Source organism: Nonomuraea sp. B12E4 (assembly GCF_039871825.1).
Lineage (GTDB): Bacteria > Actinomycetota > Actinomycetes > Streptosporangiales > Streptosporangiaceae > Nonomuraea.
Genome location: NZ_JBDPME010000009.1, coordinates 14,926 through 38,551, shown reverse-complemented (window position 1 = coordinate 38,551; position 23,626 = coordinate 14,926). Strand labels below are relative to the sequence as shown.

General features: G+C 71.8%; 26 protein-coding genes. 11 read left to right on the top strand and 15 right to left on the bottom strand.

Features of this window, described 5'->3' with window-relative positions; all coding sequences use genetic code 11:
* Positions 1-50: 50 nt before the first annotated feature.
* Positions 51-1,724, bottom strand: coding sequence for a protein kinase (locus ABGB18_RS21305; RefSeq protein ID WP_347697303.1), 1,674 nt, complete (start codon positions 1,722-1,724; stop codon positions 51-53).
* Positions 1,724-3,187: a hypothetical protein gene (locus ABGB18_RS21300; protein ID WP_347697302.1), complete on the bottom strand. Its 1,464-nt coding sequence runs from the start codon at positions 3,185-3,187 to the stop codon at positions 1,724-1,726. Before ABGB18_RS21300 ends, ABGB18_RS21305 begins: the two co-directional genes overlap by 1 nt.
* 146 nt (positions 3,188-3,333) lie before the next feature.
* On the opposite strand from ABGB18_RS21300, the gene ABGB18_RS21295 reads away from it, so the two are divergent.
* Positions 3,334-3,570 carry a hypothetical protein gene (locus tag ABGB18_RS21295; protein ID WP_347697301.1) on the top strand — a complete coding sequence of 79 codons (237 nt, stop codon included), beginning with the start codon at positions 3,334-3,336 and terminating at the stop codon, positions 3,568-3,570.
* Positions 3,571-3,706: 136 nt separating this feature from the next.
* On the opposite strand, the gene ABGB18_RS21290 is transcribed toward ABGB18_RS21295, so the two are convergent.
* The 6 genes from ABGB18_RS21290 to ABGB18_RS21265 all read right to left on the bottom strand — a co-directional run bounded on the left by ABGB18_RS21290 (position 3,707) and on the right by ABGB18_RS21265 (position 8,820).
* The gene (locus ABGB18_RS21290) at positions 3,707-4,294 is read right to left on the bottom strand and encodes a Uma2 family endonuclease (RefSeq protein WP_347697300.1); all 588 of its coding nucleotides are present in this window, start codon (positions 4,292-4,294) and stop codon (positions 3,707-3,709) included.
* Between the two features lie 63 nt (positions 4,295-4,357).
* The gene (locus ABGB18_RS21285; RefSeq protein WP_347697299.1) at positions 4,358-4,996 is read right to left on the bottom strand and encodes an adenosylcobinamide amidohydrolase; all 639 of its coding nucleotides are present in this window, start codon (positions 4,994-4,996) and stop codon (positions 4,358-4,360) included.
* Positions 4,993-5,766, bottom strand: a complete 774-nt coding sequence (locus tag ABGB18_RS21280) for an ABC transporter ATP-binding protein (protein WP_347697298.1) — start codon at positions 5,764-5,766, stop codon at positions 4,993-4,995. The genes ABGB18_RS21285 and ABGB18_RS21280 overlap by 4 nt, the downstream gene beginning before the upstream one ends.
* Positions 5,763-6,794, bottom strand: coding sequence for an iron ABC transporter permease (locus tag ABGB18_RS21275; protein WP_347697297.1), 1,032 nt, complete (start codon positions 6,792-6,794; stop codon positions 5,763-5,765). The genes ABGB18_RS21280 and ABGB18_RS21275 overlap by 4 nt, the downstream gene beginning before the upstream one ends.
* 17 nt (positions 6,795-6,811) lie before the next feature.
* The gene (locus ABGB18_RS21270; RefSeq protein ID WP_347697296.1) at positions 6,812-7,759 is read right to left on the bottom strand and encodes an ABC transporter substrate-binding protein; all 948 of its coding nucleotides are present in this window, start codon (positions 7,757-7,759) and stop codon (positions 6,812-6,814) included.
* 203 nt (positions 7,760-7,962) lie between these two features.
* Complete coding sequence (locus tag ABGB18_RS21265; protein ID WP_347697295.1) at positions 7,963-8,820, bottom strand: Gfo/Idh/MocA family oxidoreductase; 858 nt, start codon at positions 8,818-8,820, stop codon at positions 7,963-7,965.
* Positions 8,821-8,911: 91 nt separating this feature from the next.
* Here ABGB18_RS21265 and ABGB18_RS21260 point away from each other — a divergent pair, with 91 nt between their 5' ends.
* Positions 8,912-9,496, top strand: coding sequence for a histidine phosphatase family protein (locus ABGB18_RS21260; RefSeq protein ID WP_347697294.1), 585 nt, complete (start codon positions 8,912-8,914; stop codon positions 9,494-9,496).
* 51 nt (positions 9,497-9,547) lie between these two features.
* On the opposite strand, the gene ABGB18_RS21255 is transcribed toward ABGB18_RS21260, so the two are convergent.
* From ABGB18_RS21255 to ABGB18_RS21240, 4 genes are all read right to left on the bottom strand, one after another.
* Positions 9,548-9,892, bottom strand: coding sequence for a hypothetical protein (locus ABGB18_RS21255; RefSeq protein ID WP_347697293.1), 345 nt, complete (start codon positions 9,890-9,892; stop codon positions 9,548-9,550).
* 13 nt (positions 9,893-9,905) lie between these two features.
* Positions 9,906-10,163, bottom strand: a complete 258-nt coding sequence (locus tag ABGB18_RS21250) for a hypothetical protein (protein WP_347697292.1) — start codon at positions 10,161-10,163, stop codon at positions 9,906-9,908.
* A gap of 121 nt (positions 10,164-10,284) precedes the next feature.
* On the bottom strand, positions 10,285-10,521 hold the full coding sequence (locus ABGB18_RS21245) for a DUF397 domain-containing protein (RefSeq protein ID WP_043632079.1): 237 nt from the start codon (positions 10,519-10,521) through the stop codon (positions 10,285-10,287).
* Positions 10,522-11,343 carry a helix-turn-helix transcriptional regulator gene (locus ABGB18_RS21240; RefSeq protein WP_347697582.1) on the bottom strand — a complete coding sequence of 274 codons (822 nt, stop codon included), beginning with the start codon at positions 11,341-11,343 and terminating at the stop codon, positions 10,522-10,524. It lies immediately after the preceding gene.
* A gap of 230 nt (positions 11,344-11,573) precedes the next feature.
* Here ABGB18_RS21240 and ABGB18_RS21235 point away from each other — a divergent pair, with 230 nt between their 5' ends.
* Both ABGB18_RS21235 and ABGB18_RS21230 read left to right on the top strand, forming a co-directional pair.
* Entirely contained in the window at positions 11,574-12,068 is a 495-nt protein-coding gene (locus ABGB18_RS21235) for an ATP-binding protein (RefSeq protein WP_347697291.1), read from the top strand.
* A 79-nt stretch (positions 12,069-12,147) separates the two neighbouring features.
* Complete coding sequence (locus tag ABGB18_RS21230) at positions 12,148-14,559, top strand: helicase-associated domain-containing protein (RefSeq protein WP_347697290.1); 2,412 nt, start codon at positions 12,148-12,150, stop codon at positions 14,557-14,559.
* Here ABGB18_RS21230 and ABGB18_RS21225 read toward each other — a convergent pair.
* Positions 14,543-15,544 carry an ABC transporter substrate-binding protein gene (locus ABGB18_RS21225; RefSeq protein WP_347697289.1) on the bottom strand — a complete coding sequence of 334 codons (1,002 nt, stop codon included), beginning with the start codon at positions 15,542-15,544 and terminating at the stop codon, positions 14,543-14,545. The two genes, ABGB18_RS21230 and ABGB18_RS21225, sit on opposite strands and share 17 nt — an antisense overlap.
* A gap of 108 nt (positions 15,545-15,652) precedes the next feature.
* On the opposite strand from ABGB18_RS21225, the gene ABGB18_RS21220 reads away from it, so the two are divergent.
* Genes ABGB18_RS21220 through ABGB18_RS21210 form a run of 3 tightly spaced genes read left to right on the top strand, consistent with a single transcriptional unit; the run spans position 15,653 to position 18,635 of the window.
* Complete coding sequence (locus ABGB18_RS21220; protein WP_347697288.1) at positions 15,653-16,786, top strand: iron chelate uptake ABC transporter family permease subunit; 1,134 nt, start codon at positions 15,653-15,655, stop codon at positions 16,784-16,786.
* Positions 16,783-17,790, top strand: a complete 1,008-nt coding sequence (locus ABGB18_RS21215; protein ID WP_347697287.1) for an iron chelate uptake ABC transporter family permease subunit — start codon at positions 16,783-16,785, stop codon at positions 17,788-17,790. The genes ABGB18_RS21220 and ABGB18_RS21215 overlap by 4 nt, the downstream gene beginning before the upstream one ends.
* Positions 17,791-17,807: 17 nt before the next feature.
* Positions 17,808-18,635, top strand: coding sequence for an ABC transporter ATP-binding protein (locus ABGB18_RS21210; RefSeq protein ID WP_347697286.1), 828 nt, complete (start codon positions 17,808-17,810; stop codon positions 18,633-18,635).
* Between the two features lie 51 nt (positions 18,636-18,686).
* Here ABGB18_RS21210 and ABGB18_RS21205 read toward each other — a convergent pair whose 3' ends face one another.
* Positions 18,687-19,940 (bottom strand): ArgE/DapE family deacylase, encoded by a 1,254-nt coding sequence (locus tag ABGB18_RS21205; RefSeq protein ID WP_347697285.1) that lies wholly within the window; start codon positions 19,938-19,940, stop codon positions 18,687-18,689.
* Between the two features lie 66 nt (positions 19,941-20,006).
* Between ABGB18_RS21205 and ABGB18_RS21200 the strand changes: the two genes are divergently transcribed.
* Entirely contained in the window at positions 20,007-20,327 is a 321-nt protein-coding gene (locus ABGB18_RS21200; RefSeq protein ID WP_347697284.1) for a co-chaperone GroES, read from the top strand.
* A 19-nt stretch (positions 20,328-20,346) separates the two neighbouring features.
* Here ABGB18_RS21200 and ABGB18_RS21195 read toward each other — a convergent pair whose 3' ends face one another.
* Positions 20,347-20,802, bottom strand: coding sequence for a TIGR02611 family protein (locus ABGB18_RS21195; RefSeq protein WP_347697283.1), 456 nt, complete (start codon positions 20,800-20,802; stop codon positions 20,347-20,349).
* A gap of 160 nt (positions 20,803-20,962) precedes the next feature.
* On the opposite strand from ABGB18_RS21195, the gene ABGB18_RS21190 reads away from it, so the two are divergent.
* Genes ABGB18_RS21190 through ABGB18_RS21180 form a run of 3 tightly spaced genes read left to right on the top strand, consistent with a single transcriptional unit; the run spans position 20,963 to position 23,495 of the window.
* The gene (locus ABGB18_RS21190; protein WP_347697282.1) at positions 20,963-21,919 is read left to right on the top strand and encodes an aryldialkylphosphatase; all 957 of its coding nucleotides are present in this window, start codon (positions 20,963-20,965) and stop codon (positions 21,917-21,919) included.
* Positions 21,916-22,305, top strand: a complete 390-nt coding sequence (locus ABGB18_RS21185; RefSeq protein ID WP_347697281.1) for a PPOX class F420-dependent oxidoreductase — start codon at positions 21,916-21,918, stop codon at positions 22,303-22,305. Before ABGB18_RS21190 ends, ABGB18_RS21185 begins: the two co-directional genes overlap by 4 nt.
* Positions 22,306-22,349: 44 nt before the next feature.
* A complete protein-coding gene (locus ABGB18_RS21180; protein WP_347697280.1) occupies positions 22,350-23,495 on the top strand; it encodes a histidine kinase in 1,146 nt (381 codons plus the stop codon).
* The last annotated feature ends 131 nt before the right edge of the window (positions 23,496-23,626 follow it).

Below are 23,626 nucleotides of genomic sequence, written 5' to 3'. Positions count from 1 at the left end.
CCGCGCTCCCGGCCCACGCGCCCGGCTCTCGTCCGCAGGTGGGTCCTACCTCACGACACGTGGACGCTCTGCCTGATGCGGGTCTGGGTGGCGTCGTCACAGTCGGTCTTGGCGCAGAAGTACATCACGAGCATCGTCTTGGGCTGCCGGTCGATCACGTAGCTCACGAAGCCCAGGCCGACCCCGGTCCGCGGGTCGAGCAGCCGCCCGTCGAAGCGGGTGGCCGGGCTGTTGCCCGCCTGGTCCGGCACGGGCCTGCCGAGGTCGACCTGGCCCGGCAGCAGGACCTCCATCTTGGCCTTCATCTGCTCGGAGGTGCCGCCGGCGTCGAGAGTGTCGGAGACCTGGACGTAGACGCCCGAGGCGTTCTCCGGGTCGTCGGTGATGATCTCCGAGATCCTCGACCAGTCGGCGCCGGGGCCCGCCACGAACAGGGTCTCGAACTCGGTGGCGTGCGGGGAGGCCACCGCGAACAGGTCCTGGTGGGTGCGGATCGTCCAGTTGCCGGGATATTCGAACGTGAGCGGCGCGGCGGCGCTGGTCTGGTAGCGGGACCAGGTCTCGCTGCGGTGGTTCATGATGATCAGCGCGACCAGCGCGAGCGCCGCGACCGCGGCGACCAGCGTGGCGGCCACGATCGGGATGCGGCCGGGACGCGCCCTGGGCGCGGAGGGCCGCGTCGCCTGCCCGGCGGCGCCGAGCACGGCGGCCGGGGGCTGCGTGTGCGGGGCGGCGAGCGGCGGAGCCGTGTGCGGCCCTGAGGAGGGCCCCGACGAGTGGGCGGCCGCATGAGAGGCCGCGTGGGCTCCCCGCACCGGATGCGGCCCCGAATGCGGGCTGGGCCGGGGCACGAAGGGGTGCGGGCCGCTGGCCGGGTCGGGCTGGTTGCCGCTGATCGCGTCGCGCAGCGCGGTCACGAACTCCGTGCAGGTCGCGTAGCGCTGCTCGGGCGACTTGGCCAGCGCCCGCATCATCACGGCGTCGGTCTGCGCCGGCAACTCCGGCCTGAGCTGTGACAGCGGCACCGGCTGCTCGGCCAGGTGGGCCCAGAGCAGCGCGATGTCGTTCTCGCGCTGGAACGGCAGCCGCGCCGCCAGCGCCTCGTAGACCACGCAGGCCAGCGCGTACTGGTCGCAGCGGCCGTCGATGTGCTCCTTGTTGATCTGCTCGGGCGACATGTAACGCGGCGTGCCGATGAACTGGTCGGTCTGGGTCAGCCCGGAGATCGACGAGCGGTGCTTGGTGATCCCGAAGTCGGTGAGATAGACGTGGTCGCCGGCCAGCAGGATGTTGGCCGGCTTGACGTCCCGGTGGATCAGGTCGTGAACGTGGGCGGCGTCGAGCGCGGCGGCCACCTGGGCGAAGATCATGTTAGCCTGGCCGAGCGGCAGCGGCCCCCGGTCGTAGATGAGGCGGCGCAGGTCCAGGCCGTCGACGTAGCGCATGGCGATGTAGAGCACGCCGTCGGCGTCTGCGTTCGCCTCGTAGATCGGGATGATGTTGGGATGTTCGATGCTGGCGACCGTCCTGGACTCCAGGATGAACCGCTGCCTGAACCGGTCGTCGACGCTGAGCACCGGGTTGAGGATCTTCAGCGCCACCCGGCGGCTCAACCTCGGGTCGAGTGCCAGGTAGACGACGGCCATGCCGCCCTTGCCGACGATGTCCTCGATGTAGTACCCGGCCACCTCCTGGCCGATGAGCGATCTTTCATTCAATGGCATCACGTCTCGGTGGGGTTGCCACAGTAGCCGCAGAATCGGTGCGCCGGGCCGAGTCGCATGCCGCACGAGGTGCAGTATTTGATCGCCGGATCGGGCGCGGTCATCACCTGTTGCTGTTGCGGGACCACTTGGAACGGCTGCGAGCGCCGTACGGCCACGGTCTGGTTGGCGACGTCGTCGAGCGGTGGACCGGCCGCCAGTGGCTGTGGCGGATCTGTCGTTTTCTCAGGAGCGCGGCGCCGCCACAGCAGATACGCCCCGCCCCCGGCGGCTATGAAAAGTATCCCGGCCGCCAGGATGAACGGCCACAGCGGCGTGCTCCCGGCCGGCTCGGTCGCCGCCTGCCTGGTGCCCTGGTCCTCCGGGCCGCCGCGCTTGGCCAGCGACGTCTTCAGCAGCGCCGCGGCCACCACGTTACCGGGATAGAGCTCCAGCACGCGCTGGAAGCCGGGGGCGGCCTCGGTGTAGTAGTTCGTGTGGTAACGGGTCAGCGCGGCCTCGAACGCCGTGTCGATCGTGCCTCTGCGCGGCACCACCTTGGCGGCCGTCAGGATGCCGGTGATCTCCCTGACGCCGATCATCCTGCCTTCCTCGCCGCCACCCACCAGCAGGCCGATGACGTGGCCGTCCTTGTCGCCGATCACCGGCGCTCCCACCAGGCCCTTGTCGGCGAGGCCGCCCAGCTTGACCGGCTCGTTCACCTTGTTCTCCGGGTCGGCGAAGGGCCGGCCCGACTCCCCGGCGGCGCCGCCCTTGGCCAGGTGGGCGATCTCGACCGTGTGCGCGACGTTCGGGCCCGGCCGGCCCAGGAACCCGGCCACGTTGGTGGGCGAGCCCGGCTGGTCGGGCACCTTGTCGGCGAGCGGCGCGGTCGGCATGCCGACGCCCCCGGCCAGCGGGGTCACCGGCACCAGCACGGCCGGGCTGTCGGGGTCGGGGCCCGCCTTGACGCACTTGACCTTGTAGCCGTCGGCGCTGGCCGGCGACACGTTGGGGTAGGCCGTGATCTCGGTGGTCACGTTGATGATGCAGGTCGCCGTGGAGCTCTTGGGCGGGTAGCAGTCCTGCAGGTGGCGGTCGAGCAGATCGTCGGAGAGCCGGTGCTGGTCGTCATCATCGGGGATCTTGACCTTGTGGTGCTCGGCGAAGATTTTGTTCGCCGCGCGGACCGCGACGTCCTCGGGGTTCACCGCGAGGCGCCGGAGCGCGACGATCGAGCCGTCGGGGTTGACGACCGTGCCCGTCCCCTCGGCGAACGGGAAGTCGTAGGACCGCTCCACATGTTTCAGTTGACTGATGTGGTCGAGCAGTGTGATCTCCACGTGGGACACGGCTTCCACCCGCACCACGGCCGGGCTCACCAGATCGGTGATCCCGCTCGGGTGCTCGTGCGCCGCGACCGGCATCGCGAGCAGCACCAGTGCCGCCGCGAGCCCTCCGGCCATAGCTGTGAGGCGCGCCATCTGTCCGCTCCCAAAGGCAGGTACGAAACCAGGGTCCCAATCACGTGCCGTAAGTCAATAGACGACTACATAGACAAGCGTTTGCTCGGGGGACATAACGTACCCGGACGGACTGCGCGATCGGCGTCGTTGACACCTTCACCGATGTGGTCCTCCGGGACACGTCCGGCGCGATTTCCGTGGCGAAGTTTTTGAGCACCCACTACGACCCCATCGCGGGCATCGTGACCGGCGTTACGCGCGCCCTCGGCGAGCGCGACCCGGCGCAGGTCACGCGCATGGTCCACACCGGCCACCAACGCGGCGCTCGAACGCAGCGGGTCCGGGTTGCTTCTTCAAGCGCCACCTGGCCGGCACGGTGGAACGCCTGGCATCGAAGGTGAACAATGTACGGTTCGGGCGGGCGAGGCGCTCATCGTGGAGACCACGGGCGGCACCGACCTCGGCCCCCCGTCCGAACACGACCCGGCAGCGATCAAGGCCGGCCTGCCGCATCACTCCGCGCGGGGCGGCAGAGAATTACGAATTCGAAGCCCGACGGCCGACCAGGTCGGCGGGATCGAAGCTGACGCGGTAGGGCGACGACAGCGTGACCGTGGTGCCTGCTTTATGGGCGACGGGCTCTTTGTAGGAGTCACCCTCGAGTTCGTAGACGTAGAGTATCGGCCCGTCAGGTTCGACACACCAGTAGAGGGGAATGCCCGCTGCCGCGTATACCGCCGCCTTGATGGTCTTGTCATACATCCCGGTGCTCGGGCTGATCACCTCCACAACCAGCAGGAGGTCGCTGGGCGCGAACATGAGCCCCACGGATTCGGACGCCGACTCGGACACGACGACAACGTCGGGGATGTACAAGTCCTTGGCGCTTGGACTGACGTTGACATATGACAAGGCCTCCAGCCCTGGAGGCGCCGCATCTTCGAGGACTCGCACCAGCCGGTTGATGACGCGCTGATGCAGGGGGATGGGGGCAGGGCTCACTGCTAGGCTCCCGTTGAAGAGCTCGTAACGATTCCCGTTGTCCGGGAATTTGAGCAGGTCGTCGACCGTGTATGGCGCAATGGGAAAAGCTGCGCGCCTCGCGGTCGGTTCGATCGTCGCCATTGCGGTCACCCACTCAGTATCGGGAGTCTCGCCCTCGCCCACATGCTACTTGCCCAAAATCCGTCACCTTGAGTCACGGGGCCGCCACGACCCGGCGCCGCGGCGTACGGCCGCGTGGGCCGCCCGTGCGATCCGCGCCCCCCACTCCGACCGCGGCCCCGCGAACAGCTCCTCCGCCCCCTGCGCGCGCACGGCCACGCACACGGCGTCCGACGCCGTCCCCGTGCCCGGGAAGCCCGCCTCCACCAGCGCCTGCGACTTGGCCTCCGTCACGGTCATCACCGCGTTGACCAGTGCCGCGTCCGTCATGGCCACCGGCACCACGGTCACGATGTTGACGGTGCCCACCCGGATGGGCGCCAGCTCGGGATCGTCCGTGCCCTCCGGGGCGGCCGCCCAGGTCGGGACGCGCAGGCCCACGGTGGCGTAGCAGGTGACGCCGCCGTCGGAGGCCCGTACGTAGCGGTCCACCGAGGCGGCGGTCATCATGCCGACCCCGTCGCCGGCGGGGCCCAACGAGGCCAGGTGGTCCGCCGGGTCCATGCGCGAGTACCCGGCCACCACCTGCGCGTTCAGCACCCATTCCCGCGCCCCGATGCCGCCGCCCAGGATCGCCGAGGAGATCATCCGCCACCCGGGCCCGAATTCCCACAGCAGCGCCCCGAGCCGCACGCCCTCCTCCACCCGGTACGTGAGCTTCATGGCCCTCCCCTCACCAGATGCACCACGGGCCGCCCGTCCGGGCCCGGCTCGATCTTGACGTGGGCGTCGAAGTGCCGCCCCACCAACTCCTCGGTGAGCACCTCGTCCGGCTCCCCGAGGGCCGCCGCGCGGCCGTCGGCCAGCAGCAGGAGCGCGTCGGCGTACAGGCCGGCGACCGTGAGGTCGTGCAGGGTGGTGACGACGGTCAGGCCGTCGGCCCGCCGCAGCCGGTCCACCAGCTCCAGCACCTGCTGCTGGTGCCCGAGGTCGAGCGCGGTGGTGGGCTCGTCGAGCAGCAGCACGGGCGCCTGCTGGGCGAGGGCCCGGGCCAGCACCACCCGCTGCCGCTCCCCGCCGGACAGCTCCCCGACGCGGCGCATGGCCAGCGCCGTCAGGTCCAGCCGGTCGAGCACGGACTCGGTCACATCCCGGTCGTGGCGGCTCTCGCGGCCCAGGTACGGGATGTACGGGGTACGCCCGAGCAGCGCGTAGTCGAAGACCGTCATGTCGGGCGGCAGGGCGGGCGCCTGCGGCGCGTAGGCCAGCAGCCGGGCCCGTTCGCGCGGTTTGAGCCCGGCGCCGGGCCGGCCGTCCAGGGTGACCGAACCCCGGTGCGCGACCAGCCCCATGACCGCCTTGAGCAGGGTGGACTTGCCCGCCCCGTTGGGCCCGATGATCGCCAGCCAGTCGCCGCCGCGCACCCGCAGGTCCACCTCTCCGAGAACCTCGCGGTCCCCGAGCCGCACCGACAGCCCGGCGGTCTCGATCACGTGCTCGCCCGCCTGGTCATGCGCAGGATGCCGACGAAGAACGGCGCCCCGACGAACATCGTCACCACCCCGATCGGCAGCTCGGCGGGCGCGATCACGGTGCGCGCGACGACGTCGGCCAGCACCAGGAACGCCGCGCCGCCGATCAGCGACAGCGGCAGCACGATCCGGTACGACCCACCGGCCAGCCGCCGCACGACGTGCGGGATGACGATGCCCACGAACCCGATCAGCCCGCTCACCGCCACGGCCGCCGCGGTGGCCAGCGACGCCGCCAGGAGCACGGTGAACCGTACCCGGGAGGCCCGCACGCCCAGGCTGACGGCCTCCTCGTCGCCCACGGACAGCACGTCCAGCATGCGCCCGTGCAGGAGCAGCAGCACGGCGGAGACGGCGGCGTACGGCAGCACCAGCCAGAACTGGGCCCACCCGCCGCCCACGTCACCGAGGATCCACGAGTAGATGCGCTGCAGCTGCTCCACCTTGAACTGCTGCACGAACGTCTGGATGGCGGTCAGGAACGAGGTGACCGCCACCCCCGCCAGCACCAGCGTCGCGGTGCCGCCGGTCCGCCCGGCCGTGTTGCCCAGCGTGTAGGCCAGGAGCACCCCGCCCACGGCTCCCAGGAAGGCCGCGACCGGGATGCTCGCGACGGCCGCCGGCAGCAGCACGATGGCCACGGTCGTCGCGAGCCCCGCCCCCGCCGCGGCCCCGAGCAGGTACGGGTCGGCCAGCGGATTGCGGAACACCCCCTGGTAACCGGCCCCGGCGATGGCCAGCAACCCGCCGACCACGGCGGCGACCAGCACCCGGGGCAGCCGCAGCTCGAACAGCAGCCCCTGCTCGACCGGTGCCAGCCCCGAGTCCACGTGCACGAGCGGCAGCCAGTCGATCGCCTGCAGCACCACCTGCCACGGCGAGATGTCGGCAGCGCCGTCGAGCAGGCCGGCGACCATGGCGACGGCCAGCACGCCCAGGGCGGCCAGCACCCACAGCGGTCTGGCCCTGGACGGGCCGGCCTGTGCCATCACGGTCGGTTTCCCGGTCAGGCCGCCGCCACCGCGGCGCCGATGGCCTGGGCGAGCTCGACGACGCGCGGCCCCCAGCGGGAGGCGAGGTCGTCGTCGAGCTGGATCACCTTGTCGTTCTTGACGGCCGACAGGTTCTTCCAGCCCGGCCGCGCGGCCAGGGTCTCCTTGCTCTGCCGGCAGCACTTGACGTCGGCCAGGAAGATCAGGTCGGGGTCGGCCTGGGCCACGAACTCGGCCGACAGCTTCGGATAGCCGCCCGCCGCGTCCGGCGCCCTGTCGGCGATGTTGGTCAGGCCGAACATGGCATAGATCTGGCCGATGAACGTCTGCGACGTGGCCGCGTACGGCGTCTGGTCGAGCTCGTGGTAATAGGTGAGCTTCTTGTCCTTGGGCGCCTCGGCGGCCAGCCGGTCCATGGCCGTCTTCATGTCGGACACGACCTCGTCCGCCTTGGCCAGGTTGCCGGTGGCCGCGCCGAGCTCGGAGATCTCCGAGTAGGCCTCGTCGAGCTTGGTGGCGGCCGGCTCGACCAGGACGGGCACGTTCACCTTGCCCAGCTCGGTGGCGATCCGGTCGATGTCGTCGGACAGGACGACGAGGTCGGGCTTCTGGGCGACGATCGCCTCGACGTTCGGCTTGAAGCCCGACAGGTCGGTTCTGGGGGCCTCGGGCGGGTAGTTCGAGCGGTCGTCGACCGCGACCACCTGGGGGCCCGCACCGATGGCGAACAGCGTCTCGGTGTGGGTGGCCGACAGAGAGACGATGCGCTCCGGCTTCTTGGGGATGGTGACCTGGCCGTTGCCCGCCTCGATCGTGACGGGGAAGCCCGCCGCCGGGGCGGAGCCGCTGGCGGCGGGCTTCTCCGGGGCGGGGGTGGGGGCGGTGGGGGCGTTCTGGCCGCATCCGGCCAGGACGAGCGTTCCCAGCAGCGCACCCGCGAAGACCGTGCGTACGGGCCTCACGAGGATTCCTTTCACACTGTTCGGAACCGAGGGACCCGCTGGAGGAGCGACGGATCACCCTTTTCCACGAGGGTTGACGACGTCGGCGCGGCGGCAGGCGACCTGGCTATGACAGTTGCGGGACAGCGCCGGATTCCCACCGGACTTCGCTGCAAACGCTGCGCGTCGGACAAACGTTATCAATCCTCCGGATGTCCCCGGCGTCAAGGGGTCAGTTGGGCCTCCGCCTCCGCGATGATCCGCTGCAGCCGGAGCCCGTGGGCCGCGTCCAGGGGGTGCCCGCCGCCGTCGCGCACGGTCCCGGCGAACTCGGCGGCCACGTTGTCCAGGGGGTCGTCGTCGAAAGCGGGGAGCACGGCGTTGCCGGAGCGGCCGTATACGGCGATGGTGGCGGGCGGCAGGTCGCCGGTGGCGGCCATGCACAGGGACACCTCGCTGGCGGCGCCGCCCTCGTGCTCCAGCAGCAGCCCGGTCCAGCCCAGCGGGTTGCCGTGCGCGCGTACCCCGGTCACCCTGCCGAGGGCGGCGTCGAGCAGGTCGATCACGTGCGGCCCGACGTCCAGCAGCGCGCCGCGGGCCAGCCGCCAGGGGGTGGCGAAGGGGTGGTCGCCGAGGAGCACGCTGGAGATGTTCGCGGCGTGGCCGCCGAACGCGCCGATCTCGGCGCAGCGGGCCAGGAACGCGCGGGTCTGCTTGGCGTAGCGCATGGTGAGCACCATCTGGGAGGCGACCCCCGCCTCCGCGATCGCGTCGGCCAGGCGGCGGGCGTTCTCCACCGAGTCGGCCAGCGGCTTCTCCAGCAGCAGCGCCTTGCCCGCGCGGGCGGCGCGTATCCCGAGCTCGGCCTGGACGGCGGGCGGCACGCAGAACGCCACCGCCTCGCAGGCGTCGAACAGCTCCTCGATCCGGATGAACACCGGCGCGCCGAGCCGGGCGGCCCACTCGGGGCGGCGGGCCCACACTCCGGCCAGCCGGGTGTGCGGCCCCCTGGCCAGCATCGGCGCGTGCGCCATCTCGGCCCACGGGCCCGCTCCGACCAATCCGACCGCGACTGGCTCCACATGTCCTCCTTAGTACGGCAATGTGCCGACCTTAGTAGCCGGCCGCTACCTGAAGTAAAGTCGAGATCAGGCGTGCCCGATGATGGACTGCATGAATGAGATGCTGTTGCTCCGACACGGGGAAACCGAATGGAGCAAGGCGGGCAAGCACACCGGACGCACCGACCTGCCTTTGACGGAGCACGGCGAGGACCAGGCCAGGGCGCTGGCGCCGCTGGTCAAGGGAGAGTCCTTCGATCTGGTGCTGGTCTCCCCCGCCGGGCGCGCCCGGCGCACGGCGGAGCTGGCCGGGCTGCCCGGCTACCGGGTGGATCCCGACCTGTGGGAGTGGGACTACGGCGGCTATGAGGGGATCACCACGCCGGAGATCAGGAAGACCCGGCCCGGCTGGTACCTGTGGCGCGACGGTGTGATCCCCGGCGACGCCGAGCACCCCGGCGAGAGCGCGGCCGAGGTGGCCGCCCGCGCCGACCGGGTGATCGCGCGGGCCAAGGAGACGCCGGGACGGGTGGCGCTGGTCGCGCACGGCCACTTCCTGCGCGTGCTGGCGGCCCGCTGGCTGGGCCTGGACCCGGCGGAGGGCAGGCTGTTCAAGCTCGACACCGGCACCTACTCGCGGCTCGGCTACGAGCACGAGGAGCCGGTGCTGCTCGCCTGGAACGCCCCGGTGGGTTGAGACCCTGTCAGCTGACCGTGGGGCGCAGGGCCGACTCGTGCAGCGCCCTGCTCACCAGCCAGCCGCGTAACGATCCCAGGCTGGGGTCGTAGGAGAGCGGGCGGACCGGGTCCGGTCGGTGGCGGCCCTGATGTCCTCGGTGTGCGTCCACGTCTCGAACGTGCGCTGCACCATGGCCTGGCGCAGCGGCGCCCTGGCGGGCCGCCACCCGGCCAGCGCCACCTCGACGCCGAGCAGCACCTCACTGCCGGCGGAGACCCGCTCCAGCAGGGACCCGGCCTGCTCGCGCCAGCGCCGGTGCGCCGCCGTCGCGGCCGGGCGCGTCACGCCCGCCGCGTCGCGAGCCCGCCGGGGTGGCCGGGTGGCCGCCCCCTCTACCAAGCAGTTGCTCGGCATACGAGGATAACGATCAGAGCAGCGCTTGGGAAGGTTTCGGCCCCCGGCCCGTGAGCCATTCCAGGACGCGGCGGTGCCCGTGGGTGGCGTCCTCGAAGTGGCCCCAGTGCCAGTAGCGGGGCTGCTCCCGGAGGCCGGTCACCCAGGTGCGGTAGGAGACGGAGGCCCCCGTGGTGGCGGGTGCCACGCCGTATGTGCGGATCACGACCTTGCCGCCCGGCGCGAAGAGCACGTCGTCGGCGATCGGATAGAGGGTCAGCTGGTCGAGCATGGCTCGATCCTGTCCGCGGCACGAGGCCGGGCGGTTACGCCTCCGGCGCGCCCCCGTTAAGCGGGCGCGCCGGAGGTTACGGCCCTGTTAAACAGCCGGGCCGCCGACGAGCGGGCGGCCGTCAAACGAGCAGGCCGTCGAACTCTCCGTCCTTAACCCCGAGCACCAGGGCCCGGATCTCGTCGCGGGTATAGATGAGGGCAGGACCGTCGGGGAAGCGCGAGTTACGCACCGCGATCCCGCCGTCGGGAAGCTCCGCGAGCTCCACGCAGTTGCCCTGCGAGTTGCTGTAGCGGCTCTTGCGCCACGCCACCTGGGTCAGGTCCGCAGCGGGCATGCCGTTGTAGGTCTGGTTCATCTACATCTTTCTGAGAAGACCGCCGATGAGCTCGACGGTGCCCCCTGGCGTGGTGCTCTCCACGCACAGTTGCTCCATAGCCGTGAGGTACGGGTCGATGTCCTCACGCTTGTCCAGATACAGGGCACCCCAGAGCTGCTCGACGTAGACAACGTCCGACAAGTCGGACTCGGGAAACCGCAAGATGCTGAACGCGCCCCCTTCAGCGGCGTGCTTGCCGAACTTGAAGGGCATCACCTGAATGGTGATATTGGGCAGGGCAGCGACTTCCAGCAGATGCTGGAGCTGCTCGGTCATGACCTCCCGCCCGCCGATGGTCCGCTTGAGCGCCGCCTCGTCGATGACGGCCCACAGACGGGGACCGTCCTTCTGGGTGAAGCGCTCCTGACGCTGCATGCGCATATGCACGCGGCGTTCGATTTTGTCCTGGGTCGCATCGGGGTTACCCAGCTGGAAGACCGATCGCGCGTAGGCGGCCGTCTGCAGCAGGCCGGGCACGAACTGCACCTCATAGGTGCGGATCACGCTGGAGGCCTCCTCCAGGCCCACGTACGTGGTGAACCACGCGGGGAGCTCGGCCGAGTACTTGTGCCACCACCCCGGGGTGTTGGCCTCGCGAACCATCTCCAGCAAGGCACGGCGCTCGGCATCGTCGACGACGCCGTACAGGGTGAGCAGGTCTTCCACATCACGTGTCTTGAAGCCGACGCGGCCGAGCTCCATGCGGCTGATCTTGGACTCGGACGCCCGGATGTGGAATCCGGCTTGTCCACGGTCGAGCCCGCTCGCTTCACGCAGACGCCGGAGACTCGCCCCGAGCATGATGCGCCGAACGGTCGAACCGGATCCGGGCGGATCAATGGACACGTGCTGCTCCTTGGTCGTTTCCTTGCGAGACAGTCTGTCACTTCACGGCCGAAAGATCATGGGCCGCGGACAAGATCCCCTTTCCCCCAAATTGACCATTTGATGGCAACCGTATCGTGCGCACGGTTTGTCTGCACGTGCATTCGCTCTTGCACCTGCACGAGAGTTTGACGCAGAATGATCAAGTGCATACCCCCTCGGCGACCGGCCAGTGGACCACGTTCGACTGGTGGCCTCCCGTCGGCTGGTGGCCGGAGGCGGCCCGCGACCTGCTGGTCCCCGGACCGGCCGGGAGCGCCACGTTCGTGCTCCCGCCCTCCGCGTCCTCCGTCCACTCAGCCCGCGCCTTCACCACGGGCGTGCTCACCGGCTGGGGCCTGACCGAGCTGATCGAGAACATGGAGCTGGTGGTCTCCGAGCTCGCGACCAACGCGCTGCGTCACGGGCTGTGCCTGGACGACCCGCGCCGCGAGAGCTCGGTCCACATGTCCCTGGTGCGCCGCGGCCCCCTGGTGACCAGCGCGTTCACCGATCCAGGCACCTCGGTGCCGGTGCTGCGATACCCTGGCCCCCTTGACACCGGCGGCCTCGGTCTCCACATCGTCGAATCGATCAGCCTCCGCTGGGGCTGGTCCGCACTCGCACCACACGGAAAGATCGTCTGGGCAGTCCTCTCCTGACCGGGGGTGATCTGCATTACCGTGGATGGTCATGGCTCACGGTGAGTCCCAGCGCGCGACCCCATGAGAGTGCTGACAGATGGAAGATCACCTGCTCGGCTGGCTGCGAACCCTAGACGAAGACCGACTTGGCCGCGTCCTGGCCAACCGTCCCGACGCCATCGCCGCGCCCTGGCCGCGCCGGCTCGACACCCTCGCCCAGCGACTCGGCAACGGTTTCGCCGTGATGGAGACCCTGCGCCGCCTGCCACTCCCCTGCCTGCAGCTCGCGGAGGCGGCGCTGGCCATGAGCCGCCCCACGGCCGAACGCCTGGCGGCCTTCGTCGCCGCCCGGCCCGACGAGGTGACCCCCTGGCTTGACCACCTCTTCGACCACGCGCTGGCCTGGCCGGACGGCGAGGGGGTGATCCACCTCGCCGAAGGGGTCGCGCGCTGGTGGTCGGCCCCGCTCAGCCTCGGCGAGCCGCTCGACCACTACCTCAACTCCTGGACCATCGGCAACGACGCGCTGCACGCGCTCGCGCGCAACCTCGGCCTGCCCGCGCACGGCAACAAGCGCCGCATCATCGCCCGGGTCACCGAGGCGCTCAGCGACGGCGAGCGCCTCGGATCGCTGATGCGGAGCGCCCCCGACGGCACGGCGGCGCTGCTCGACCGCTTCGCCTGGGAGGGCCCCGCGCTCAACGTCGACGGCGCCAAGTTCGTCACCCCCGGCACGCCGGAGAAATGGAGCGCCGACCACGGCCTGCTCTTCCGGCCGAGCTGGCACGTCGCGGAGATCCCACGCGAGGTGGCGATCAGCCTGCGCGGCCCCGGCTACCACCCGGCCTTCCTGCCCGACGCGCCGGAGCTGGCCACCATCCCGGTCGACCCGGAGGAGGTCGACCACCTGATGACGCTGGCCGCGCCGCACGTGGTGGAGCGGTGCGCGGCCCTGCTCGACAACACCTCCAAAACCCCGCTGCCGCTGCTCAAGACCGGCGGCGTGGGGGTGCGCGAGGTCCGCAGGGTGGCCAAGGAGACCGGCTGCGACGAGGACGAGACCCGCCTGCTGCTGGAGGTCTGCGCGGTGGCCAGGCTGCTGGCCTGGGACGATCCGTCCGGCGGCATGATCCCCACCGAGCGCTTCGACCGCTGGCGGCTCGACGAGGGCTCGGCCAGGCTGCGGGTGCTGCTGTCGGCGTGGTGGCGCATGGAGCGGTCCTCGCTGCGCAAGATCGACGGCAAGTACGGCACCGTGCTCGGCGACGACCCCGCCGGGAGCGCGGTGGCCCGGATCCGCCGGGCCGTGCTGTCGGTGCTGACCCACCTGCCCGCCGGCATGGCCTTCGCCGACCGCACCGGTCTGGTGCGCAACGTGCACTGGCACGCCCCGCTGATCGACCGCGAGCTGCTGTTCGAGTGCGCGCCCGCGGTGCTCGACGAGGCCAGGCTGCTCGGTCTGCTGGCCAACGACTCGCTCACGGACCTCGGCCGGGCGCTGGCCGGGTGCACCGCCCAGCCGGGCGACGAGAACGACGACTCCGTACCCATGATCGAGCACGATCCCGTGCTGGCCCAGGCGGCCACCCGGGCGCTGGCGAGCGTGCGCCGGAGCGCGCTGTTCGGGCCCGACCTGACCGCGGTGGTGACGGGGCCGCCGTCGGCGGAGCTGGCGGCGCTGCTCGACCGGGTCGCCGAGCGCGAGTCGCGGGGCGCGGCCTCGGTGTGGCGCTTCACCACCGAGAGCGTGCGCCGCGCGCTCGACCAGGGCCACGAGGCCGACGACCTGCTCGACGAGTTGGCCGGGGTGGGCACCATCCCGCAGCCGCTGGAATACCTCGTACGCGACACCGCCCGCCGGCACGGCGAGGTGACGGTCAGCACGGTCGGCTGCGTCATCCAGGCCGGCGACCCGACCCTGCTCGCCGAGATCGCCGCGCACCGGCGGCTGGGCCGGCTGGGCCTGCGGCTGCTGGCCCCCACGGTGCTGGTCAGCGGCGTCGGCGCCGAGCGCACGCTGGCCGCCCTGCGCGAGGTCGGCTACTCCCCCGTGCCCGTCTCCGACACCGGCGAGATCGCCATCCACCGCGCCAGGGCCGAGGAGCCGCAGAACGGCAAGCTGATCCTGCTGCCCGGCGGCCAGGTGGCCGAGCTTTCGGACTTCCCCGGCCTGGCCGAGACGCCGCTGCACATGCTCGCCGAGCCGCCGCCCGACCCGCACGAGCACGCCCGCCGCCTGCTCGCCACCCGGCAGGACACCGAGAAGGGCGGCCGCACCTGGGCGATCATCGGCCGGATGGCGACGCGGCTGCCGACGGCGCAGCAGTCGCTGCTCGGGTTCGTGGTCGACCGCGGGGTGCGCGCGGGCATCACGCTGACCGGCGGGCTGACCGCCACGATCAGCCACGGCGAGCTCAAGGGCGGCGCGCTGGACGCCTGGTGCGAGGAGGCAGGCGACTACCTGGAGTTCCCCCTCGCCGAGATCGTCGAGGTCAGGGGAGCTTACTAGCCTTCTCCAGGTTGGCCACCAGCCCTTCCAGGAAGGTCGCGTAGCCCTGATAGCTGAAGGGGGCCTCGGCGTTCCACGGGTAGAACTGGCCCGCCTCGACCGCGGGGAGTTTGGCGAAGGTGGGTTTGGCCAGCATCTCCTCGGGCTTGAGCGACTGCGTACGGGTGTCGTAGAGGATCACGTCGGCGTCGTAGGTGTCCGCGTTCTCCCAGCTCAGCGACTGGAAGAAGCCGCCCTCGTCCACCTGCTCCGGCTTGACGACGTCCAGGCCGGCGGCCATGAGGTGCACGATGTCCGGATACTCGGGCGCGTTGACCACCCACATCGTGTCGGGACCGCCGGACATGAAAAGGATCTTGAGGTCCTTGAACCTCGCGAACTCCTTGGTCGCGGCCTCCATCCGGGCCTTGGCCGCGGGCACGCCCTTCATGTCGGCGCCGAAGGTCCGGGCCAGCTCCTCGTAGCGGCCGATCACCTCGGTGGCGCTGCGGCCGGTGAGCATGATGCCGGCGGTGGGGGCCACCTGCTCGATGGTGTCCTTGGACTTCTCGGGCACGTACCAGAGGGTGCCCTTCTCGTACATGCCGCTGACCAGCAGGTCGGGCTGGAGGGAGATGTACTGCTCGACGTTGAACTCGTCCCAGACGTTGCCGAGACCGGCGACCTTGGTGATGTCGACGTTGCCGACCTGGGGGTCCCTGCTGCCGTCCTTGAGCTTGTGCGGGCCGAAGACGGCGATCGGGCGCACGCCGAAGTCCCACAGGGCGGCGGCCGCGCCCACCTGGGCGACGATCCTGCTGGGACGGCGGGGCTGGTCGAGCTTCGTGCCTCGGTCGTCGGTGAACGTCCACCGCCGATCCGGAGCCGCTCCCGTGCTGGGCGTGGCCGGCTGCTGCTCGTCGCCGCAGGCCGCCAGTGCCAGGGCCGCCGTGAGGCCCGCCGCTGCCGACAGGAACCCCCTGCGTGCCAGTACCGGTCCGGACATGTCTACTCCTAAGGTTAGGCTTGCCTCACTAACGGGTCATGAGATTAGCCTTACCTAAGTTTTAACGCCAGGAAAGGGGGTCGGGTGCGCCCGGCTGAGGAGACGACGGTGGGCGGTACCGCGCATGGCGCGGAGAGCGGCGCGACTCCCGGCGCTCCCGGTGCTGCCGGGGCTGCCGGGGCTGCCGGGGCTCACCGGGCTCACGGGGCGCAGTGCGGCGGGGCGGGCGGGGGTGGGCCGCGCGGGCGCGCCACCGTGCTGGTCGCCGGGCTGTTCGTGACGGCGGGCCTGCTGGTGCTGGTGGCGATGGCGAGCGTGGCGCTGGGCGCCCGGTCCGTGTCGTTCTCGACGGTGATCGACGCCTTCCTGGCCCCGAACGGCTCCAGCGACCACACCGTCATCCGGGAGCTGCGCGTGCCGCGTACGCTGCTGGGGCTCGGCGTGGGCGCGACGCTGGGGCTGGCGGGCGCGCTCATGCAGAGCCTGACCCGCAACCCGCTGGCCGATCCCGGGCTGCTCGGCGTCAACGAGGGCGCGGCGCTGGGCGTCACGCTCGCGCTCGGCCTGTTCGGCCTGTCCGATCCCGCGGTCTATGTGTGGTTCGCGTTCGGCGGCGCGGCGCTGGCCGCCGCGGCCGTCTACGCGCTCGCCTCCTCCGGCCGCGCCGGCTCCAGCCCGGTACGCCTGGCGCTGGCGGGCGTCGCGCTCGGCATGGTGTGCACGGCGGTGTCCTCGGCCATCCTGCGCATGGACGCCCAGACCTTCGACCGCATGCGGTTCTGGCTGACCGGCTCGCTGGCCGGGCAGACGGCGGACACGCTGGCGCGGCTGGCGCCGTTCATGGCCGTGGGGCTGGTGCTCGGGCTGCTGCTGGCCAGGCCGCTCAACACGCTGGCGCTGGGCGAGGAGGCGGGCAAGGCGCTGGGCGTGGCGGTCAACCGGACGCGGATCCTCACCGGGGTGGCGGTCACGCTGCTGTGCGGCGCGGCCACGGCCGCCGCCGGGCCGCTCTGGTTCGTCGGGCTGATCGTACCGCACGCCGTGCGCGCGCTGGTGGGGCCCGACCAGCGGTGGGTGCTGCCGTACTCGGCGCTGGCCGCGCCGGTGCTGCTGCTCGGGGCCGACGTCGCGGGCCGGCTGATCGCCCGGCCCGGAGAGGTGCAGGTGGGAATCATGTGGGCGGTGATCGGCGCGCCGGTCTTCATCATGCTGGCCCGGCGGAGGCGGGTGGCGGCGCTGTGACCGTTCGCGTCGGCCCCTGGTCCGTACGGCTGGCGCCGCGCGCCCTGCTCACCTGCGCGGCGCTCCTGGCGGTCCTCTGCGTGGTGAGCGTCGCCGCGCTGTCCACCGGCGAGTTCACCGTGCCCGTGCCGGACATCGCGCACGCGGTGTTCGGCCAGGGCACGCCGGTCGCCGAGCTGATCGTGAGCCGGCTCCGGGCCCCCCGGGTGGTGACCGGCCTGCTGGTCGGGGCGGCGTTCGGGGTGAGCGGCGCGATCTTCCAGAGCCTCACCAGGAACCCCCTCGGCAGCCCCGACTTCATCGGATTCACCGCCGGGGCCTCCGCCGGTGGCATCGTGGCGGTGGTGGCCGGCGGCACCGCCGCGCAGATCGCGGGCGGCGCGCTGGCCGGGTGCGTGGTCACGGCCCTGCTGGTCTACGCGCTGGCCTTCCGCCGGGGAGTGCAGGGCTACCGGCTGGTCCTGGTCGGCATCGGCGTCAACGCGCTGCTGGTCGCGGCCAATTCCTACCTGCTGACCAGGGCGAACATCAACGACGCGGCCACCGCGGGCGCGTGGCTGACCGGCAGCCTGAGCGGGCGCGGGTGGGACCACGCGATCCCGGTGGCGCTGGCGCTGGCCGTGCTGCTGCCGATGTGCGCGGCCGTGGCGCGGCCCATGCGGATGATCGAGATGGGCGACGACGCGGCCCGGGCCATGGGCATCCGGGGCGAGGCCGTACGGGCGGTGGCGATCACGGCGGGCGTGCTGCTGTCCGGGGTGGCCACGGCCGCCGCCGGGCCGGTCGTGTTCGTCGCGCTGGCCGCGCCGCAGCTCGCCCGGCGGCTCACCCGCTCCCCCGGCGTGACGCTGGGGGCCTCGGCGCTGATGGGCGCCGTCCTGCTGACCGCCGCCGACCTGGCCGCGCAGCGGCTGCTCGCGCCCACCCAGCTTCCCGTCGGCGTGCTGACCGCCGCGATCGGCGGCACGTATCTTGCCCTGCTGCTGCGAAAGGACCGCCGCTGATGGCTTCCGCCGGACGATTGGCCCGACTCACGGGATCCGCGCGACTGTCGGGTTCCGACCTCACCCTCGCCTACGACCGGCGCGTCGTGGCCACCGGCCTGGACGTGGCCATCCCCGACGCCTCCTTCACCGTGATCATCGGGCCGAACGCCTGCGGCAAGTCCACCCTGCTGCGCGCGCTGGCCAGGATGCTCAAGCCCAGGACGGGCGCCGTACACCTGGACGGGAGCGTCATCACGTCGCTGCCGTCGAAGGAGGTGGCACGGCGGCTGGGCCTGCTGCCGCAGGGCTCGATCGTGCCCGACGGGATCACCGTGGCCGACCTGGTCGCCCGCGGCCGGTACCCGCACCAGCGGCTCATGCGGCAGTGGTCGAAGGCCGACGAGGCGGCGGTGGCCGAGGCGATGCGGGCGACCGACGTGACCGAGCTGGCCGACCGGATCGTGGACGAGCTGTCGGGCGGGCAGCGGCAGCGGGTGTGGCTGGCCATGGCGCTGGCGCAGGAGACGCCGATCCTGCTGCTGGACGAGCCGACCACGTTCCTGGACATCTCCCACCAGATCGAGGTGCTGGACCTCTGCGCCGACCTGCACGAGGCCGGGCGGACCATGGTGGCGGTGCTGCACGACCTGAACCAGGCCTGCCGGTACGCGACCCACCTGATCGTGATGCGGGACGGCGAGATCGTCGCGGAGGGCGACCCGGCCGAGATCGTCACGCCTGACCTGGTGCGCTCCGTCTTCGACCTGCGCTGCGAGATCATCCCGGATCCGCAGTCGGGCACCCCGCTCGTCGTGCCCATGCTGGCCAACAGGACACGCCGCCGCGTGGCCACCTCCGCCTGACCGCCTCCCCCAACCTGGTCGCCTCCCGTAAGACGTGGAGCCGCGCGCTGGTCAGAGTGCTCCGCAGCGCCGCAGCACGAGCAGTGCCAGTGCCCGCGTGACCTGGTGCAGCTCGCCCAGCGTGACCTGCTCCCTGGGGGCGTGCGCGAACCGCACGTCCCCGGGGCCGTAGTGCAGCGTCGGGATCCCGGCCGCCGCGTAGAGCCGCAGGTCGCTCCCGTACGGTGCGGCCGACTCCGCCGGCCGCCCGCCCGTGGCGTCGGCGACCGCGGTGCGGACCTGGTCGAGCAGCTCGTGCCCGGCGGGCAGCCGGCCGCTGGCGAACTGGCCGCCCGGCCACGTCACCACGGGCGGGTTCGCCCGCAGCCACGGATGCGCCACCTCCGCGAGCGCCGCCTCGAACGCGGCCCGCGCCTCGGCCGGGTCCTCGTCCAGCCGCACCCCGAGCCGCCCCTCCGCGACCAGCAGGTCGGGCACGCTGCTGGCCCAGTCGCCGGCCCGGACGGTCCCGACCTCGATCGGGTACGGCATCGCGTTGCCGCCGAAGACCTCGGGCACGTCGCGGTTGCGCTCGGCCTCCAGGCGCCTGATCGCCTCGAACACCGGCCAGAACACCTCCACCGCGTTGACCCCCTCATACCGGGTGGCGCCGTGGGCCGCCCGCCCGGCGATCTCCAGCCGGAACGTCAGCGCGCCCGCGTTGGCCGTGATGACCGCGCCGCCGGTGGGCTCGGTGATGACCGCGGCCTCGGCGGTGTGTCCCCTGGCCAGCGTGGCGAACGCGCCGAGCCCGCCGTCCTCCTCGCTGACCACGCAGTGCACGGCCAGCGGCCTGGCGAGCCTGACGCCGGCCCGGCGGATCGCCCTGACCACGGCCAGGTTGGCGACCAGCCCGGCCTTCATGTCGCAGGCGCCCCTGCCGTGCAGCACGTCGCCGGTGATCCGGGCGGCGAACGGGTCACTGCCCTCCCACTTGGCCAGGTCACCGGTCGGGACGACGTCCACGTGGCCCTGCAGCGCCAGCGCGGGCGGGCCCTCGCCGCCGGTGACGGCCGCGACGCCGTACCCCTCGGTCCTGGGGGCCTCGGTGCCGGGGTGGCCGGGGCGGGCGCTCAGGGTGTCCAGGTCGAGCTTCCAGACGTCCACGTCCATGTCCGCCTCGGTGAGCAGGCGGGCGAAACGGTGCTGCAGCTCGGACTCGGCGTCGGTGCCGGTGACGCTGGGGACCCTGACGGTCTCGGCCAGCAGGGTGACGGTCTCCGCCGCGTCGATGGCGTTGAGGACTCTGGCTTCGGCGTCGCGCATGGTGCAAACCCTCTCATGACGCCCGATCGTGTTGAGCGGCGTTGCGCGGCTCGTAAACTTGAGCCTGTGCTAGAGCCCAAGTTCGAGATTCAGATGCTGCACGACCGGGTCATGATCAGGCTGGAGCAGGAGGCGGAGGAGCGGCGCAGCGGCTCCGGGATCGTCATCCCCGCGACGGTCAAGATGGCCAACCGCCTGGCCTGGGGCGAGGTCTGCGGCGTCGGCACGAACGTGCGCTCGGTCAAGGTCGGCGACAAGGTGCTGTTCAATCCCGAGGACCAGTTCGAGGTGGAGCTGCACGCGCAGGTCTATCTCGTGATGCGTGAGCGCGACCTGCACGCGGTGGCCACCCAGGAGACCGACCACGGCACCGGCCTCTATCTCTGACACCCCGGGGCCGGCGGTCTTAGACGAAGCGCTGGGCGATCCCGATCACGTCGATGCCGAGCGTGCGCAGGCCCACGTAGACGATGATCGCCGCTGCCGCCGCGGTCACGATGAGCACGAGGATGCGGAGGGTCCAGCCCTGCCGCTTATACCACTGCGTCCAGGCGTGCAGCACGCCCTTGCCGAACTCCAGCACCTTGTGCGCCCAGTGGAACTCGGTGGCCAGCACCGCCAGCCCGGCGAACACCACCAGCCAGCCCGGCCCCGGGAACGGCACCATGATCAGGCCGCCCACCACCATGACGGCCCCGATCACGCCGATCACGATTTTCAGGGTGAGCGCCCCCGCGCGGGTGGACCTCACGCCGTCCAGCCACCCCTGGATCCCGGTTCGGCGCCCGGGCATGTCGGAGCGGCCGGCGGCGCCGCCCTTGATCACGTCGGCGTCGCCGGTGTCGGAGTTCTGAACCTGCACAATGCCCCCCGGCAGTCGGTGTGCCCCAAGGATACGGCCCTACCCCGCCCAGCCACTTGCAGACGGCTAGCAAACCACCAAACCACTTAAAGGGTAAAATTTGCTGCTTGAACCGGGATGTTGCGGCAAACATCGGTTAACGTCTGCTATGCCCGAAGTCTTGCTCCGCACCGTTACCGGTCCCGTACGCGTGGCCGCCGTCAACGGTGCCGTACTCCCCCACGAGCATCTCCGTACCGACATGCGCTGGGCGGTCGGCGTCGACTCCGACCCGCATCGCTGGCTCGACGAGGAACACACCGTAGCCGCCGAACTGCGCGAGCTGCGCCACTCCGACGATCTCGGGCTGGTCGTCGAGCTGACCTGCCTGGGAATGGGCCGCGACCCCGCCTCCCTGGCGCGCATCGCCGCGGGCAGCCGGGTGCCGGTGGTCGCCTCCACCGGACTGTTCGCGGAGCCGTTCACGAACGTCGGCGACCAGGACGTGGACACGCTCACCGGCCTGCTGATGGACGAGATCCTCAGCGGCGTGGACGGCACCGGGGTGTTTCCCGGGGTGATCGGCGAGGTCGGCTCCTGGGGCGCCGAGCCCACGCCGCGCGAGGAACGCTGCCTGGTCGCGGCCGGCCGCGCCGCCCTCCAGTCGCGGCTGCCGGTCGCCACGCACGGCAGGAGCCCGCTGTCGCTGCTGGAGATCCTGCTCGGGCAGAACCTGCCGGGCTCCCGGGTGGCCGTGGGGTACGCGGGTGCCGACCTCGGGGCCGCGCGGAAGATCGCCGAGGCGGGCGCGTACGTGAGCCTGGGTGTGCTCGCGCTCGGCTCGGACCAGGCGGCCAGGATCGCGCTCGGCCTGATCGAGGACGGCCACGCCGAGCGACTGCTGATCAGCACGGGGCTGAGCCGGGTGGGGCACATGCAGAAGTACGGCGGGCCCGGGTACGCCCAGCTCTTCCACGCGGTGCTGCCGCGCCTGCGCGAGTCCGGGGTGGAGGAGGACACGATCCGCCTGATCACCCACGACAACCCGCTGCGCTGGCTGGCCGGCGGGCTGGGCCGGCCAGTGCCCCAAACCCGGTTGACCGCCACTGACGTCAAGGTTGCAGACTTCGGTGCATGATTTTCACCCAAGCGGAACTCGACTACCTGGCCACGCAGCACCTCGGGCGGCTGGCCACGGTCTCGCCTGACGGGCAGGCGCAGAACAACCCGACCAATTTCTTCGTCGAGGCCGACACCGGCACGATCGTCATCGGCGGGCACGCGCTGGGCATCTCGAAGAAGTTCCGGAACATCCAGCGGGGCAGCACGGCCTCGTTCGTCGTGGACGACCTGGCCACGGTCGATCCCTGGGCGCCCCGGGGCATCGAGATCCGGGGCACGGCGGTGGCGCTGACCGACCACGAGCCGCCCATACAGGGCTTCTCCCGCGAGATCATCAGGATCACCCCAACCAAGATCATTTCCTGGGGGCTGGACGGGCCGCGGAAGAGCCGGGCGGTGTGAAAGCTCGCTAGGATCGGGGCTACACGAGCCTGAGCGGGTGGGGGATGGCGACGGAGCACACGCGGTGGAGCGGGCGCCTGCGCGGGCCCTTCGCCATGCTGTCGCACCTGGGCCGGTTGGGTGACCTTCCCGTCGTCATGATGCTGGTGTGGGCCGGCTGGCTCGCCGTCCCCTGGTCGTTCAGCGGTCTCACCCAGGCCCGCGCGGCCGCCGCGGCCGCCGCCGCCAACGCCGGGCCGCCCCCGGTCCGGCTCCCCGCCCCGGGCATCCACCACCAGGCTCCCCCTGCCGACTCCCCCGGCACCGGCGCGCTCGGCCCCGCTGCCCGCACGGGCCCGGTCCGGCACGGGGCTCCCGCGGAGTTCGTGCGCCAGGGGCCGGCCGGGCAGACGGCGTGGGGCCTCCCGGCCGCCACTGATCAGGGCGGGCAGCGGCTCAGGACGATGCTCGCGGCGCACCCCGGCCCGACGGGCGACACCCTGGAGCGCTCGCGCCCGGACAGCATACGGACGGGCAGCCTCTCGCCGGAGAGCACCCTGGCGGGCAGCGCCCCGGGCGGCGGGCTGGTGGATGGCGCCCGGGCCGGGGCGTGGGTGGACGCGGTGGCGTCGGAGCGGGCCAGAATCGCCGGTGAGGTGCATGACGTGGCCGGGCACGGGCTGGCGGCCATCGCCATGCAGGCCGGGCTGGCGCTCGTCACCCTCGACGACGACCCTGAGCAGGCACGGGCCTCGTTGCGGGCGATCAGGGAGACGAGCACGCTGGCGCTGGCGCAGTTGCGGGCGGCGCTGGACGGGATCGACCCGCCCGGCGGAGACCTGGCGGGGCTCATCGACGGAGTGCGGGCGGCGGGCCTGCCCGTCGATGTCGAGCCGGCGGGTGTCGCGCCCGCCGACCTTGCCGTGCCCGCCCCGCTCCAGGACATCGTCTACCGGGTGGTGCGAGAGTCGCTCACCAACGTGCTGCGGCACGCGGGACCGACCCGGGCGCTCGTGCGGGTGGGCGGGGATCCCCCGGAGTTCGTGCTGGAGGTGGCCGACCGGGGCGCGGGCCGGACGGGCGCTGCCGAGGGGCGCGGGCTCGCCGGGATGCGCGCCAGGGTGGTCGAGGCGGGCGGCCGGTTCGCCGCGGGACCGCGCCAGGGCGGCGGCTTCCGCGTGGTGGCCAGATTCCCGCGGGTTTCGGCGTGACAACCCCCGACGAGACCAGATCCCAGCCTGACCACGCGCAACGACCGGCCGATCATCACACCACACCACCCCACCACGCACAACAGCCCGCAGACCCCGGCACCCCATCGCCCGATCATGGGCAAGGGGCG